Annotated in this window: 12 protein-coding genes and 1 pseudogene; 3 read left to right on the forward strand and 10 right to left on the reverse strand. The window is 40.8% G+C overall.

The annotated features are described in order from the left end of the window. Positions 1–104: 104 nt before the first annotated feature. From DIZ80_11660 to DIZ80_11675, 4 genes are all read right to left on the reverse strand, one after another. Entirely contained in the window at positions 105–1856 is a 1752-nt protein-coding gene (locus DIZ80_11660; GenBank protein ID RDH82917.1) for a DNA primase, read from the reverse strand. A 165-nt stretch (positions 1857–2021) separates the two neighbouring features. Further along, the gene (locus DIZ80_11665; GenBank protein RDH82918.1) at positions 2022–2918 is read right to left on the reverse strand and encodes a phosphate ABC transporter substrate-binding protein; all 897 of its coding nucleotides are present in this window, start codon (positions 2916–2918) and stop codon (positions 2022–2024) included. A gap of 247 nt (positions 2919–3165) precedes the next feature. Then, positions 3166–4554, reverse strand: coding sequence for a porin (locus DIZ80_11670; protein RDH83164.1), 1389 nt, complete (start codon positions 4552–4554; stop codon positions 3166–3168). Between the two features lie 3 nt (positions 4555–4557). Then, a complete protein-coding gene (locus tag DIZ80_11675; protein ID RDH82919.1) occupies positions 4558–4995 on the reverse strand; it encodes a hypothetical protein in 438 nt (145 codons plus the stop codon). A gap of 220 nt (positions 4996–5215) precedes the next feature. Here DIZ80_11675 and DIZ80_11680 point away from each other — a divergent pair, with 220 nt between their 5' ends. Further along, positions 5216–5809 carry an RNA polymerase subunit sigma-24 gene (locus DIZ80_11680; protein RDH82920.1) on the forward strand — a complete coding sequence of 198 codons (594 nt, stop codon included), beginning with the start codon at positions 5216–5218 and terminating at the stop codon, positions 5807–5809. Beyond that, positions 5809–6507, forward strand: coding sequence for a hypothetical protein (locus tag DIZ80_11685; protein ID RDH82921.1), 699 nt, complete (start codon positions 5809–5811; stop codon positions 6505–6507). The genes DIZ80_11680 and DIZ80_11685 overlap by 1 nt, the downstream gene beginning before the upstream one ends. Before the next feature lie 229 nt (positions 6508–6736). Here DIZ80_11685 and DIZ80_11690 read toward each other — a convergent pair. After that, positions 6737–6904: pseudogene (locus tag DIZ80_11690) on the reverse strand (hypothetical protein). A gap of 194 nt (positions 6905–7098) precedes the next feature. Here DIZ80_11690 and DIZ80_11695 point away from each other — a divergent pair. Beyond that, positions 7099–8055, forward strand: coding sequence for a molybdenum ABC transporter substrate-binding protein (locus DIZ80_11695; GenBank protein RDH82922.1), 957 nt, complete (start codon positions 7099–7101; stop codon positions 8053–8055). A 150-nt stretch (positions 8056–8205) separates the two neighbouring features. Here DIZ80_11695 and gltD read toward each other — a convergent pair whose 3' ends face one another. From gltD to DIZ80_11720, 5 genes are all read right to left on the reverse strand, one after another. Then, positions 8206–9654 (reverse strand): glutamate synthase, encoded by a 1449-nt coding sequence (gltD, locus tag DIZ80_11700; GenBank protein RDH82923.1) that lies wholly within the window; start codon positions 9652–9654, stop codon positions 8206–8208. A 102-nt stretch (positions 9655–9756) separates the two neighbouring features. After that, complete coding sequence (locus tag DIZ80_11705; GenBank protein RDH82924.1) at positions 9757–14313, reverse strand: glutamate synthase large subunit; 4557 nt, start codon at positions 14311–14313, stop codon at positions 9757–9759. 312 nt (positions 14314–14625) lie between these two features. Continuing rightward, positions 14626–15459: a UTP--glucose-1-phosphate uridylyltransferase gene (gene galU, locus DIZ80_11710; GenBank protein ID RDH82925.1), complete on the reverse strand. Its 834-nt coding sequence runs from the start codon at positions 15457–15459 to the stop codon at positions 14626–14628. 170 nt (positions 15460–15629) lie between these two features. Next, complete coding sequence (locus DIZ80_11715) at positions 15630–16697, reverse strand: uroporphyrinogen decarboxylase (GenBank protein ID RDH82926.1); 1068 nt, start codon at positions 16695–16697, stop codon at positions 15630–15632. A gap of 106 nt (positions 16698–16803) precedes the next feature. Further along, positions 16804–17259 (reverse strand): glutamyl-tRNA amidotransferase, encoded by a 456-nt coding sequence (locus DIZ80_11720; GenBank protein RDH82927.1) that lies wholly within the window; start codon positions 17257–17259, stop codon positions 16804–16806. Positions 17260–17265: the final 6 nt, after the last annotated feature.

Here is a 17265-nt window from a genome sequence, read left to right on the forward strand (position 1 = left end):
AGTCGTTCATCGCGCTGTTAATGTGATGGTTATACATAAAAGGGGACAGAGCGGGAAAAATGCTCTGTCCCCGATGATGAAGTACCTGAGCCGAGAAGGATTTATTAGTTTTGGTAAAGATTACTCAGTTCTGTTTTTTCTTCTGCACTAAGTTCGGTGCTTCGACTTTTATTCAGTAGCTCCTCTAAACGCAGGCCTCTGTGTTTTTTTAGTAAATTACCAAATGCGTCATTAAGTGATGTTAATTGCGTCTCTTTATTTGAATCAGGAATGTCCAGCTGCATGAGTTTGTTAATAACGGCAGCATCATCTGTATTACGCCAACGTTCTACAAGAACGGAAGGTGAGCAGGTTTCAGTTTGTAGTATAGTTTGATGTATTTTGATTAATAAATTAATGCCGGGTAAGTCAGATGCCTGTAATTCATTGGGTATATCACATTCTTTTGCAAGTACTGGAAACTGTAGTAATAAAGCTATGGCAAGGCGTGTGGGTGTCATGCTTATTTGATATTTCGATGAAGCTGGTTTTCTGTTGTTAATTTGATGAGTGTGTTCTGGCTGGCTTCCTGTTTCCGGAATATGGTGTTGTAAATTTGAGGTTGATAAACCGATCAATTTTGAAAGTTGATTTAATAAAAGATCTTTAAAAACACCATCAGCAATTTTACTGATTAATGGTTTCGCTTTTTCAGATAAACGACCACAACCATCAGCGGATGATAAATCCAGATCTTCAGATAAATGCTGTAACATGAAATCAGCGAGAGGCGTGGCATTGCTTAAACGTTGTTCAAAAGCTTGCTGACCTTCCTGGCGGACCAGAGTGTCCGGGTCTTCGCCATCCGGCAAAAATAAAAAACGAGCCTGTACACCATCACGTAGAACTGAAAGAGAGTTTTCTAAAGCTCGCCAGGCGGCTTTTTTCCCTGCTGCGTCACCGTCGTAACAAAAAATCAACTCAGGAACAATACGAAATAATTTTGATATCTGTGTGCCGGAAGTTGCAGTGCCCAGAGTTGCTACAGCATATTTAATACCATGCTGAGCAAGAGCAACGACATCCATATAACCCTCAACAATAACAATACGATTTAAATCTTTAACTGACTGGCGTGCTTCATATAAACCATATAACTCTTCACCTTTATGAAAAACAGGTGTTTCTGGTGAGTTAAGATATTTGGGCTCGCCCTTGTCGAGTATACGCCCACCAAAACCAATGGTGCGACCGCGCCGATCGCGAATAGGAAACATAATGCGATCACGAAAGCGGTCATATTGTTTCTGCGGGTTTTTCTCGATCGTTAAACCGGATTTCAAACAGGCTGCTTTTCCTTCATTATCGGTGCCCAGATGTCCTGATGTGAAATCCCAGCTATCTGGCGCGTAACCCATTTGAAAGTCTTTGGCAATTTCCCCGCTAAGTCCTCTTTGTTTGAGGTATTCTACAGCTCTGGGAGTTGTCTTTAATTCGTTAGAAAAGCGGATAGCGGCTTTTTCCAGAATTTCATAGAGAGGTTTTTTATCGTCCTGTTGCGCAGTGAAATTGCCCTGTTCACGCGGAACATCGACGTGGTACTCTGCAGCAAGAACATCAATAGCATCAACAAAATCAAGGCGTTCATACTCCATTATAAAACCCAGAGCGGTTCCGTGGGCGCCACAGCCAAAGCAATGGTAAAACTGCTTATTCTGGCTTACTGTAAAGGAAGGGCTTTTCTCATTATGAAACGGGCAGCAGGCAATATATTCTTTTCCGCGCTTTTTAAGGGCGACACGTGAATCTACTACGTCGACGATATCTGCGCGGTTTATAAGGTCATCAATGAACTGCTGGGGTATTCTGCCTGCCATGTGTGTATTTTGCCACAGAGACACAATGAGAACAGAATTTTATCAATGTAATCGCACTATTTTAAGTAGATGACGCTTCGCCTGACCATACGTAAGCTTAAATGCAGATCATTAATTAAGTATTCACTTAAACGGCTGAATTAGTCATTTATGTAAGTTGGTATTTTATTTATAAGTCAAATTCGCATTACTGTGTAATTGAGAGTTTAATGACTGCCGTGACTGGATCATTACAAGTCTTAATGCGTTGATATATGGAACTACACCGTTATCGACCATTATGTCTCTACCGGTTTTACTATGAGCAAAGCGTATAAAATCTTTAATTTGATTTAAATTCTTACTCTGAGGGTTATACGTAATATAAAGGGGGCGGTATAAAACATAATGCCCGCTTTTAATTGAGTCATAATCAGGCTGCTTGTTGTTCAGGCTTAATATTTTTACCTCTCTGAGGCGAGCACTGCTGACTCCGGTAATGGCAAAACCATTAATATTTGATTCGACAGCTTTTTCAATAGGGCCGCTTGATTTTAATATGGTGGAGTTAGGAAACTTCTTTTCTATATCTGAAAATATTAAAGAACGAATAGAGTACCCAACGCCGGATATTTTTCCTTTTCGTGTGAATAATTCGATCATGGCGTCATTGCCACCGACTTCTTTCCAGTTAGTTATATTGCCAGAATATATTTGTTTAACCTGAAAAAGTGATAGATTTTCAACAGGGTTATCAGGGTGGGTGATCAAAGCCAGGGCATCCCATGCAACAGGTTCGAATCCAACTTTCATTTCCTGATTGTTTTCAGGAAGATAAAATCGACAGGCGCCACCAAAGTCGGCTTCTAAATTAGAAACATCTCGTATGCCGCGAGTTGCACCGCCACCCTGCAGATTAATATCAGTCTTTGTCTGATCGCTGTATGCTTTAGCCAGACGTGTCATATAAGATTTTTTACTTATACCGCAGCCTACCCAGTTAAGAATATCCTGCTGTGAATAAAGTGTGCTTGAATAAAAAATAAATATGCAGCTGCAAAGCTGTAATAAGAAATGTCGCAATGAAGTCCCCTTATATATCTACATGTTAAAAAATTTAACAAGAATAACCACACTGCTTAATAATCTGATGTCCTGTCAGATGTAAGTATTAAAGCATAAAAATATAGTTAAGTAATTGCTAAATGCAATATGCAACTAAAATAAGTAATAGATAATAAAAATCCTCCCTCGTTAGAGGGAGGAAAACGTTTCCATTTGTGATCTGACTTTTTCATTAATTAAAATAATTAAATAAGTCTTATAGTTATTAAAATATTACTAATAATTGTAATGATAGTAAATCATCTAAGCTATCAGCGATTTGATTTGGTGCTGCTGTACTGGCAAAGTCAGGAGCTTCCTGGTTGCGTATTTCATAGTTGAACGTTATGCGGCTCTTTTTATTTAGAAAGTATTGAGCACCTAAAGTTAGAGTGTCGAATTTACGCTCACCTGCAGCCGTTTCTGTAGCTCTGTTTAATACATCATAGCGAACATCTAGTTCAAGTTTGGGTAGTACCTTGTACCCAAAATCAACGTAGTATCCATCAGACTTATCTTCAGTAAGGACGTTGATATCAGATTTAGCATCACCGGCATTATTGGTTGATCCAGGAATCGCACCCGCATCGGAGCCATTAAAAATCATACCGTCAGCTGTCATATATTCAGCGCCAAATCTATATTTGTCTTTAAGGAATGTCACCCCTAAACCTGAACGGTCACGATCGTACTCACCTTTACCATTAGCATCAGATGTTGTTAAAGTTCGGGTGCCCGACTGGTTCCATGCGAATAGTTTCATGCCCTGACGACGAGCACCTTTGCCACCAAAGATCAATTCAGATGACCAGTAAAGGTAAGTATCTTTAGCGTCATTATTATCAGATCGATTAATTCCATTGCCGTTTCCGTACATCACAGCATAACTGTGTTCCCAGTCATTAACTTTAAAAGTATCAAATACCTGAATACCCTGGTCACGGAAAGCACCTACAGAACCATTAATGCCGTTGAAGGTACCACCGGTTTTAAATTTAGGGTTTGGAGTAACACCATCGGCTAAAAATTCTGGCTGACCATTAACTTCTGAGCCATCTCCATCGGTATATCGCTCTAACATCATCTGATTAGTTATATTAGTGAAATTCACATAGTTAAATACATGAATAGCCTGTAAACCTTCCTCAGATGTAGGGGTTTTAAACTGACCAACTCGAACTCGTGCGCCGGGAATGTGATTTAATGTGATGCTTGCATCAGTTAGAGCTACAGCAGTTTTACCATTTTTAGTTATACCATTATGGCCAAGCTCAGCTAATAAAAAATAATTAACTTTATCGTCTAGAGGGAAGCCTGTGCCGCGAACGCCAATTCGTGCACGGCGAATATTAAAAGTTTCAGTTGATGTGTTATCAGGTCTAATCACATTCGGTGACATAATCTGACCTGCAAAAGGACCTGCTTTAAGTTCTCCGCCATCAGTGCTTTGATATTCAGGCTGAACAAAACCCCAGAGTTTAGCTCGAGCAGAGGAGCCGGGTTTTTCAGTGCCCTGTAGTGACAACCAGTTAGCTGCATAGGTTTGTGTGCTTAATAAAGTTAAACCAGCAAGTAGTGATAATTTTTTTATATTCATTAAATTTTCCTTAAACATCATTTATGGTTTTACAAGGGTGTAACCCTTGGCAGTGAGATCGAGAATTCGAACAACACCTGCGTTGACAGGAACAGCCTGAGACACAAGCTCAGGTGTATGGCCAAGTTTTTTAGCAAAACCAGCAATGGTATTTTTGCAGGCTGAAAATTGAACGCCTGAAGAATTTAAACCACTAATACGAGACTGATTACTGTTGCCAGCCATTAGCAGACGTAAACCTGGACCGAAAGCAACAATTTCCACGTCTACTTTGTCCTGTCCGTAATGTTTAATTAGATTATTGGCAACATTTAAAACAAGAGTTTGTTTAAATGGGTTAGGATCACTTATTTGCAAAACAATACGTTTTTCAGCAAAAGGCTTTGATTCGCTATCTGCAAATACTGGTATTGAAACCAGGCTAAGCAGTAGCGTTAATAATAGTGTTATAGATTTCATTTACGTATTAACCTCCTAAGGTATATTTTTTATCGACTCAGAAATTAAGATGTAACTCGATCCAGATATATTCCATAAATTGAAATAAAATCAATAATTTAGAGCCAGCCAATATTCACTCTTACTAATATTTATAAAAAACGTAAATAAATGGAATAAAATCAGATATAGGTGTATCTCTATGTAGAGAAAGAAAAAAGTTGTAAGAAGAGAGCTTTGTATGGTGAAAATAATAAGGTTGGCCTGCCGTAAAGTTGCGCTTGTAAAACGAATAGAGCGTAGCCGGGACAGGTTATTTCGTATGGCATATGCCTGGTGTCATGACCAAATGCTTGCAGATGATCTAGTTCAGGAAGCACAGATGAAAGCATTGCAGAAAATAGATCAGTTAAAAGATGAAGCTGCATTTGATGGCTGGATGTATGCGATATTAAATAATGCCTGGTTAGGGTATTTGCGCAAAACGCGACCATGTGAAGATATAGAGAAAATTGTTATCAGTGGCAATGAATCACCCGAGCATGAAATGTTATTGCTGCAGATAGATGAGATGATTGCCGTTGGTATGGCGAGTTTGCCAAATGCTCAACGACAGGTAGTGAGTCTGGTTGATATTGATGGCCTCAGTTACAGTGAAGTTGTTGATATATTACAGGTGCCGATTGGCACGGTAATGAGTCGGTTAAATAGAGCGAGATCAGCACTAAGTAAGAGTATTAAAAAAAGCCGTATAGAATATAAAAATAAGGCGCATTTATCAATTAAAGCATCGGGTAGTGGTGCTGAAAACAGATTAAAAGTGGTGAAAAAATAATGAAATTTTCTAATGAAATTATAAATGCCTATGCAGATGGTGAATTGCAGGGTGGTGAAAAAATAGAATTTGAAAAAGTTCTGCACAATGATGATGAATTGCAACAGGAACTGGATGATTTGTATGCACTGAAGGCTCAATTACATAATGCATATAAAAACGTTGAGTTACCAGTGAGGCAGCAGTATGCATCTGGACGAGCCCGGTATGCTATGTATGCTGCTCTGTTGCTATTAACATTTTCAGGTGGCTGGTTTAGCGGCGAAATGATCAACAATAGTTCTATTGCGAAAATAGAATCATTTGATCCTGCTATGAAAGTTATTACAGAACAGCCGGGAAAATATATTCTACACATTAGTGTTCATGATAAAAATAAGTTTAAACAAACACTTGATCAGGCAGAAATGTTGATGGCGAGTTATAAAAATAAAGGTCAGAATATTGAGCTGGAAATACTGGCTAACTCGGGTGGGTTAGATTTGTTCCGTGAGGATGCAACCCCATATACTCATAGAGTTAAACAGTTAAGTAAAGATTATCCCAATATTCGATTTATTGCCTGTAGTAATGCAATTCAAAATCTTCGTGAAAAAGGTCTTGAGCCAAAATTAATCAATACGGTACATCAGGGTTCGACCGCAATTGATCAGGTAGTAAAACGTGTTCATCAGGGCTGGTCATACATTAAAATTTAGTGATTGTTGTTCTCATTAGCAGGGGTCGGAGTTATTTTTTAGTGGATTTATTAAGGGTGTATTTGAGTTAGGTTATAAATATGACTCCGTCCCAGATTGCACCTGTTATATTATTTTACCGTTGCGTATCTGTAAGTTTATTTAATACTTTTGTCGTTTTGTTAATAATAGTGGCTCGATCGTTGATGCCGTGTCGTTGACTAATATATGAAGGGTCATTATACCTCAATCATACCTGTCCTTTTGCATACTCCCATGTGAGCACTTTCATCGGCGAATCAATTTCAGCTGTTTGATTAGAGGTAAATAGCTGGCTTGCTGGTTTTTGATTACCAGAAAAAGCTAATTCGGTTGGTCTTAAGTTGACTCCAGCCTCCCTTGCTCGTTGGTTATGATTCCATCTGTGCCTGCGTCAGATATTAAAGATTAATGCGTAAGATCTCTGAATAATAGTTGTAATATCTCTTTTGAAACAACCAAATTAAATTCTAATATCAACGTGTTTAGCTATCGTTAAAATAAATGGAATAAAAATTAATTAAAATCATCCTTATATAATTGAAATATAAAATTAATTAACAGGAGATAGAAATGAATAAAACGTCATTAATGATTATGGTGTCTGCTTTTATGCTGATGCTGTTTACATCGATTGTGAATTCAAAAGATGCAGGTCATGGGCACGATTATAGAACTTTTCATACAAATGGAAATATAGGTTATGGTGAAATAAAAGATTCATATACGGCTGATCTGGTTATGTATCTTGCAGGGAATCAGTTTATGGTTATGGAAGAGTTGATTAAGGATTTTCAGAATAAGAATAAAAATATAAAGAGTATATATGTTGAAACCATTCCCCCGGGTCAAATTCTAAAGAAACAATTGTTGGCTCAGGGAGAAATAAACGGTGTGAAAACATCGATGACACCAGACTTGTATGCAAGTGTTAAAATAAATCACCTTAAAAAATTAAACAAAAAAGGTCTGTTAGATACGCATATTATTTATACCCATAATAAACTTGAGTTGATGGTTGCAAAAGGTAACCCAAAAGAAATTAAAGGTGCAGCTGATCTTGCCAGAGCTGATATTGTTCAGTCTCATCCTAACCCATTAACCGAAGGTATTTTTAAGTTTTATGGAAGTGAGATGTTAAAAGATTTAAAAATACATGATCAGGTGACCGGCGGTAAAAAATGTAAACAATGCTGGGCGGTTCCGGGTAAAACCTGGTTTACAGCTCGTCATCATCGAGAAACACCTCATCGTATAGAAAATGGAGAAGCCGATGTCGGTATAGTCTGGACAACTGAAGTTGCACACGCAAAAGCCGGCGGGCGTAATATAGACGGTGTGGAAATTAAATCACCATTAAATAAGCAAGATAAAGTAGCGTACGCAATAGGGATTATGAACAAGGCAAGAAATACTGCGAATGCAGAGTCTTTTTTAAAGTATCTTGGCACGACTAAAGCGCAGGAGATTTATCAGTCGTATGGTTTTGTTGCAGCAAGTAAAGATGAATTAAAAATCAGAACTTTCTAATAAAAAAATGCTAAAGCGAAACTCAATCGGGGAAAGGTCGCTGCTTTTTGCGCCCTGTCCCCTGTTGTCATACCACTAAAAGAAGATAGCATGGTTTCAAATGGAGTTTGTAATTGTAAGGGTGAGTGTAGGGCTGCCCTTACAATTATTTTATGCGTTTAAATAAATATCTATTTCACATGCAGCCTGGCGGCCTTCGTTTATACCCCAAACCACTAATGACTGACCACGACGACAATCACCGGCAGCATAAATGCCTTCAATGTTTGTAGCGTATTTACCGTATTCAGCTTTATAGTTTGAACGTTCGTCGTATTCAACTTCAAGTGCATCACTTACATAATGTTCAGGGCCAGTAAAACCCATTGCCAGTAATACTAAATCAGCTGGCCATTCTTTTTCAGAACCGGCAACTTCATGCATTTTCCATTGGCCGGTTTCTTCATCACTTTGCCATTCAACTTCTATAGTTTTAACACTGGTGATATTACCGTCAGTTCCTGAAAAACCTTTGCTCAGTACACAGTAAGTACGCGGATCTTCGCCCTGTACTTTCTGCGCTTCTTCGTGGCCATAATCTACACGGTAGATATGAGGCCAGGCCGGCCACGGGTTATTCTCAGCACGGGCTTCAGGCGGTGTAGGCATTAACTCAAAGTTAACGACAGATTTACAGCCATGGCGTAATGAAGTGCCAATGCAGTCAGTGCCCGTGTCGCCACCGCCAATAACAACAACATGTTTATCTTTAGCGTTGATATAATTGCCGTCTTCAAGATTCGAATCTAACAGGCTTTTTGTATTTGCAGTGAGGAAGTCCATTGCGAAATGAACACCATTTAAATCACGGCCATCAACCGGCAAGTCACGCGGTGTGGTTGCACCTGTGGCAAATAAAATAGCATCAGTGTTTTGTTTTAGTTCTTTAATATCGACATTGTTACCAACATCGGCATTGGTTATAAACTCAATACCTTCGTCTTTCATTAACTGAACTCGGCGGTCAATAACGCTCTTTTCCAGTTTCATATTTGGTATGCCGTACATTAACAGGCCACCAATACGATCAGCACGTTCATAAACAGTAACAGAATGGCCTGCGCGATTTAATTCCTGTGCGGCAGCCATGCCTGCAGGGCCAGAACCAACAACCGCTACTTTTTTACCACTGCGATTTTCAGGTGTTTGTGCTTTGATCCAGCCTTCATCAAATGCACGATCAACAATCGCGCATTCAATATTTTTAATGGTTACTGCAGGGTTGGTGACGCCTAACACACATGAGCCTTCACAGGGTGCAGGGCATACGCGACCAGTGAATTCAGGAAAATTATTCGTATGGTGTAAGCGCTCATTAGCATCTTCCCAGCGATTGTTATAAACCAGATCATTCCATTCAGGAATCAGGTTATCAACCGGGCAGCCATCGTTAGACTGGCAGAAAGGGATGCCGCAATCCATACAACGTGCACCTTGAGTAATCAGGTGTTCATTATCATGTTCAGTATAAATTTCACCGAAGTCTTTCAGGCGCGTAGTAACATCACGATAAGGCGCTGTTTTGCGTTCGAACTCTTTAAAACCTGTAATTTTGCCCATGTTTCTTTCTTTAACCTATGTGTATAAAAGAAAACGCTCAATCGTGCATTCTCTTTAGTCTCTCTTTTATTTTAAAAAATAAAATTATGCCACTACAATTAATTATGCAGCGTCAGCTTTTTTCTTTTGCTCTTCAAGCACACGTTTGTAATCCGTTGGCATTACTTTTACAAACTGACTTAAAGCGCCATCCCAGTCTTTTAATAAACGATCAGCAACCGCTGAATCGGTATATTTAAGATGGTTTTCAATCATTGTTTTTAGTTCAAGGATATCTTCATCAGCTGAAACCGATTCAAGTTCAACCATACCCATATTGCATTTGGTTGATAGGTCGCCAGCATGATCCCAGATGTAAGCGATGCCGCCACTCATGCCAGCAGCAAAGTTACGACCAATAGAGCCCAGAACTGCAATGCGTCCGCCTGTCATATATTCACAGCCGTGATCGCCAATGCCTTCAACAACAGCCGTTGCCCCCGAGTTTCTTACGCAGAAACGTTCAGCAGCGATGCCGCGGAAATAGGCTTCACCTGAAGTTGCGCCGTATAAACAAACATTACCAACAATAATATTTTCTTCAGCAATAAAGGTTGCGTTTTTAGGTGGTGCGACAATTACGCGTCCACCACTCAGGCCTTTGCCAACATAGTCGTTAGCATCACCTTCAACTTCAATGGTTATACCACTGGCTAAAAATGCACCCAGTGACTGACCAGCAGAACCGGTTAATTTAATATTAATAGTTCCATCAGGTAGTAATTCTGAGCCGTATTTTTTTGCAACTTCGTTTGACAACATGGTGCCAACAACACGATTCGTATTGATCACCGGTAAATCAATATTAACTTTTTTACCACTTTCTAAAGCATCTTTAGATAATTCAATTAGCTGATTATCCAGAGCTTCATCCAGGCCGTGATCCTGCTTGATGGTTTGATGAACTTCCACATTCGCATGTGGCTTTTCAGCAGGCGTTAATAACATCGCTAAATCAATGCCGCTTTGTTTCCAGTGCTCAGAGTCAGTTGCCTGCTCCAGACAGTCAACACGACCAATCATTTCATTAATGGTGCGGAAACCTAATTGCGCCATAATCTTACGCAGATCTTCTGCAACCATGAATAGATAGTTAACAATGTGTTCCGGTTTGCCGGTGAACTTCTTACGCAGTTCTTTATCCTGAGTCGCAATACCAACAGGGCAGGTATTTAAATGACACTTCCGCATCATGATACAACCCATGGTAATTAATGGAGCCGTTGCAAAACCATATTCTTCAGCACCTAGCAGTGCGGCCATTGCAACATCCCGGCCGGTTTTCATCTGCCCATCAGTTTGAATAATGACGCGCGAACGCAGGTCATTCATAACTAAAGTCTGGTGTGTTTCTGCTACACCTAATTCCCAGGGCAGGCCTGCGTGTTTAATTGATGTAATTGGAGATGCACCGGTTCCGCCATCATGACCAGCAATAACAATGTGATCTGCATGAGCTTTAGTGACACCGGATGCGATTGTGCCGACACCATTTTCTGCAACTAACTTAACCGAGATGCGTGCAGCACGATTAGCATTTTTTAAATCGTGAATTAGCTGAGCTAAATCTTCGATAGAATAAATATCGTGATGGGGTGGTGGGCTAATTAAACCCACGCCAGGAGTAGAGTGACGCAAGCGTGCAATTAAGTCATCTACTTTAGTGCCGGGTAGCTCTCCGCCTTCACCCGGTTTTGCACCCTGTGAAACTTTAATTTGAATTTCATCAGCATTAGTTAAGTAATTAATCGTTACACCAAAGCGACCGGAAGCAACCTGTTTTATTGCAGAGCGACGTGAGTCGCCGTTTGCTTCAGGTGTCCAACGTGCATCATCTTCACCACCTTCACCGGTGTTAGATTTGCCGCCCATACGATTCATCGCAATCGCTAATGATTCGTGTGACTCAGGTGAGATAGAACCGAAACTCATGGCCCCGGTTGCAAAACGTTTTACAATTTCTTTGGCTTCTTCAACTTCACTAATATCAATAGCCGCGTTTATGCCGGTTTTGAAATCTAACATGCCACGTAGTGTGCATTTTTTAGTGTCTTCGTTTGCCAGGTTTGCAAAATGCTCGTAAGCATTTTTATCACCGGTGCGTGCAGCCTGCTGCAAAGTAGAAATACTTTGCGGGTTCCACATGTGGCTGTCACCTTTGGCGCGCCAGTGCATATCACCCTGGTTAGGTAAGATAGAAACATTAGTCTCGTTATAACCTAAACCATGACGACGCATTGATTCTTCTGCAAGCACATCAAAACCAACGCCCTGAATTCGGCTTGCAGTTCCATCGAAGCAGCGAGCGATAATTTCATCGGCTAAGCCAACCGCTTCAAAAATTTGTGCCGCTTTGTAAGATTGCAATGTAGAAATGCCCATTTTAGCAAACACTTTAAACATGCCTTTGCCAACAGATTTTCTATAACCTTCAACAATTTTATCGTCAGAGTTATATATATCGGAGTCCAGTAAGCCTTTGCGTTGTGCATCCCATAATGCTTCGAAAGCAAGGTATGGGTTAATTGCATCAATACCGTAACCGGTTAATAAACAATGATGATGAACTTCGCGTGCTTCACCTGATTCTAAAACCAGGCCAATGCGAGTACGTAAATGTTTTTGTACCAGGTGCTGATGAACTGCACCGGTCGCTAATAATGCACTAACTGGAATGCGAGAATCAGAAATATTTCTATCAGATAAAACAATTAAACTGTGACCGTCGTTAATGGCCTGTGCTGCTTCATCACATAAACGGTCAATCGCTTTAGCAAGACCTGCAGTGCCTTCAGATTTGTCATACGTCATATCTAAAGTTGCAGTCGTCCAGCCACGGAAATCCATGTGTTTAAGTGCTGCTAATTCTTCATTAGTCAGAATAGGGTGTGGCACTAATAAACGATGAGCATGTTCTTCAGACGTTTCCAGAATATTTTTTTCCGGACCGATGTAACACTGTAAAGACATAACCACTTCTTCACGAATTGAATCGATCGCCGGGTTAGTGACCTGTGCAAATAATTGTTTGAAGTAATCATAAATCATACGAGATTTATCAGACATGCAGGCCAGTGCTGCATCGTTACCCATTGAACCAACCGGATCACGACCTTCTTTAACCAGAGGTAATAACATGAACTGCATAGTTTCAGATGTATAACCAAATGCACGCATGCGTTCTAATAATGTGTCCTGATTAAAACCGTGTGGTTCCTGATTGGGCTCTAATTGTGACAGCGCAATACGTTGATTAGATAACCACTGATGGTATGGCTGTTTAGATGCAAACTCGTGTTTTAATTCTTCATCTGGAATCATGCGACCCTGGTCAAAATCAATTAAAAACATTTTGCCCGGCTGTAAACGGCCTTTTAGTTTTACATTATCTGCATCAATGGGCAGTACGCCAACTTCAGATGCCATAACAACACGGTCATCATGTGTTAAATAATAACGACTTGGGCGTAAACCATTTCTATCTAAAGTTGCACCAATGTAACGACCATCTGTAAATACAATTGAAGCCGGGCCATCCCATGGCTCCATTAATGCAGACTGGTATTCATAAAAAGCGCGTTTTTCTTCAGACATGCTGGCATCATTTTGCCATGCTTCAGGCACCATCATCATTACAGCTTCCTGTAATGAACGGCCACCCATTAATAAAAATTCTAATACGTTATCGAAGCTGCCCGAGTCAGAAACATCAGGTTCAATAACAGGTAAAACACGTTTAATGTCATCACCAAATAAATTACTTTCAGCAGTGCCTTCACGTGCTGTCATCCAGTTAGCATTACCCAGACGAGTATTGATTTCGCCGTTGTGGCTCATAAAACGTTTCGGTTGTGCACGATCCCATGACGGGAAAGTGTTGGTCGAAAAGCGTGAGTGAACCATGGCTAAATGCGCAGTGAAATCGTCTGCAGCTAAATCAGTGTAGAAAGGCATCATCTGATCCGGGTTTAACATGCCTTTATAAACAATCACTTTTGTAGATAACGAACAAACGTAATATAACTCGCGTTGAGTGATGTTTTCATCGTTACGAATAGTATGTCCAGCGTCTTTACGCAGGATATATAACTTGCGTTCAAATTCTTCGCTTGAAACGCCATCAGCTGCAGCAATAAATAATTGCTCCATATGAGGCTGAGCAGCACGGGCAGTGGGTCCGATATCAGCTTTGATCGGATCAACTGGAAGCTCACGCCAGCCAATGAGTGTCTGGCCTGATTGTTCAATCAGTTCATTAATCAGCTTTTTGCACTGTGCACGTTCGGTTTCATTAACCGGTAAAAACACATTACCTGCAGCGTACTGGCCTTTCTCAGGTAACTCGGCACCTAAATCTTCTTTAGCAACGCGGGTTAGAAATTCATAAGGCAAACTGGTCATAATGCCAGCACCATCACCAGTGTTAGCTTCACAGCCGCAGGCGCCACGGTGTACCATGCGACGAAGAATATGGTCTGCATCTTCAACGATTTGATGACTGGCCTGACCCTTAATATGGGCCACAAATCCTACACCACAGTTTTCCGTCTCATTTGCAGGGTCATATAAGCCATGCTTGTTTGGTCTGGTGTATTGATTGAAGATATCGTTATTACTCATTGCTCGCCTCTTAAATGCTTGATTTTATTCAAGTATTCTTTAAATTTCGCCGTCCTCATACGACCGGAAATAACACGGGTCGCGGACAAGGGGTCGGGTATTTTACAGTAAAATAGGGTTAAAAAAAAGAAGTTGTGACTGAGGAAGGGTAAAAGTATTTTTAAGTGAGATATCGAGGAAATAGTGGCCAGAGTGGGCGATGGAAAGCGAGCCGCTTAAGAGGTTTTATTTGTAAAAACAGCTTCTTATTTGGCGGGCTCGCTATGTATCGCAATGGTTTGCTTAACTCTTACCGATTAATGGGTAATGCTTTTATCTCTTTTTAAAGATATTTTCATAACAGTAGTTAGTGGCCTCAACAAAACCTTCAACGCTGCCACAGTCAAATCGACGGCCTTTGAATTTGTAGGCCAGCACTTTGCCATTTTTAGCCTGTTCTTTGATGGCATCAGTTAATTGAATTTCACCACCAGCACCGGGTTTTGTGTCACTCAAAAGATCAAAAATATCAGGTGTTAGAATATAACGACCAATAACAGCAAGGTTGCTTGGTGCTTCATCTGCAGGTGGTTTTTCTACCATATCGTTCACACGAAAAAGATTGTCGTTAATCATTTCCGCATCGATCACACCGTAACTGCTGATATTCTCTTTTGGCACTTCTTCAATGGCGATAATGGAACATTGATGTTCTTCGTAAAGGTCGGCCATCTGTTTCATTACGCTGTCTTCACCTGGTTCGGTGATGCACAAGTCATCTGCTAAAATAACACCAAATGCCTGATCACCAATCATGTTCTTGCCTGCGAGAACAGCATGGCCAAGACCTTTCATTTCTTTTTGAGGGGTATAGGCAAAGGTGCAATTGTCTAATAGTTTACGAATATCAATTAGTTTTTCTTCTTTGCCGGTGCCTGAAATTTCAGTTTCCAGTTCATAGCTGATATCGAAATGATCAGCTATCGCGTGTTTGCCCCGGCCGGTAACAAATGCATTGTTAACCATGCCAGCATCAAGCGCTTCTTCAACTGCATAATGAATAAGAGGTTTATCTACTACGGGTAACATTTCTTTTGGAATAGATTTTGTGGCAGGTAGAAAACGGGTGCCGTAACCGGCTACCGGGGAGAGGCATTTGCTGATCATGCTGAAAAGTCCTTGGCTGTAATGTTTTTTAGTTTGGAGCATCATACTAAAAAAGAAGTCGTAAGTCATAAGTCGTGAGTCGTAAGTCAAAAAACAAAGTTAAAAGCAAAAAAAGAGCCCTCCGAAGGAGGGCTCTTTTTGACTAACGACTACTGACTTAAGACTAACGACTATGTCTTATGGTATTGCTCGCTCAATTCATGAACCGAATCAACAAGTACTTTCACATGGTCAGGGTTAATATCTGGTGTTATGCCATGGCCTAAGTTAAATACATGCCCTTCGCCTGTGCCAAAGTCTTTCAGTATTTTGGCAGCTTCTTCACGAATTACGTCAGGTGATGCATAAAGTGTATTAGGATCCATATTGCCCTGAAGGGCTACACGGTTACCAACCTGCGCTTTGGCATCAGCAATGCTGGTGCTCCAGTCAATGCCCAGTGCACTGCAACCTGTATCGGCCATTGCATTTAGCCATTGCCCGCCACCTTTAGTGTATAAAATAACAGGTACTTCACGGCCATCGGCTTCACGTGTCAGGTTCGATACGATTTTTTGCATGTATTCTAATGAAAACAGACGATACATCTCAGGGTTTAAGTTGCCGCCCCAGGTATCAAAAATCATTACAGCCTGTGCGCCAGCGGCGATTTGTGCATTTAAATAACTGGTTACAGATTCAGCGATTTTGCTTAATAACTGGTGTGCCAGCGCAGGGTCATCAAACAGCATGGTTTTAGACTTGCTAAATGTTTTACTGCTGCCACCTTCAATCATGTAAGTCGCTAATGTCCATGGGCTGCCAGCAAAACCAATCAATGGCACATCGCCATTTAATTCACGGCGAATGGTGCGCACCGCATCCATTACGTATTTAAGCTCACCTTCCGGGTCAGGAATGGGTAGATTTTTTACATCAGCCGCAGAGCGAATGGGGTTCTTGAATTTAGGGCCTTCACCGGTTTCAAAATATAAACCTAAACCCATTGCATCGGGAATAGTAAGAATATCTGAGAACAGAATAGCGGCATCAAGATCAAATCGTCTTAATGGTTGAAGAGTGACTTCGCAGGCCAGATCAGGGTTCATGCACAGACTCATAAAGTCGCCTGCCTGTTCACGAGTGGCGCGGTATTCAGGTAAATAACGGCCTGCCTGACGCATAATCCATATAGGTGTTTTGTCTACTGGCTGCTTTAGCAGGGCGCGAAGGAAACGATCGTTTTTTAGTTCTGTCATGTTTTCAGTCTTTTTCTGTCATTCCCGTAAGTTTCTATCGGAAATCCAGTGACTTTAGGACGCTAGTTTCACGATCGGAAACAACAGGAGTGTAGGAATTATAGAGTCAGGCGTTTAGCTGAGCTTTAATTTTACCACTCACCGCACCCATATCAGCACGGCCTTGCATCTGGGGTTTAAGAATCCCCATTACCTTACCCATGTCTTTTATAGACGCGGCACCAGTATCACCAATGGCTTTGGTAATCATCTGGTCAATTTCATCGTCGCTCAGGGCTTCGGGAAGGAAGTCTTTTAAAATAGAAACTTCATACTCTTCCTGCTCCCGTAAATCATCACGACCCGCATCTTTATACTGGGTGATAGATTCACGACGCTGTTTAACCATTTTATCAAGCACGGCAAGTACTCGATTATCATCAAGCTCAATTCGCTCATCTACTTCTATCTGTTTGATAGCAGCAAGCACTAAACGAATAACGCCCAGACGCTTCTTGTCTCCACCTTTCATGGAGGCTTTCATATCAGCAGTCAGGCTTTGCTTGAGAGTCATATCACTCATAGCGAT

The organism is endosymbiont of Galathealinum brachiosum (assembly GCA_003349885.1).
Classification (GTDB): domain Bacteria; phylum Pseudomonadota; class Gammaproteobacteria; order SZUA-229; family SZUA-229; genus SZUA-229.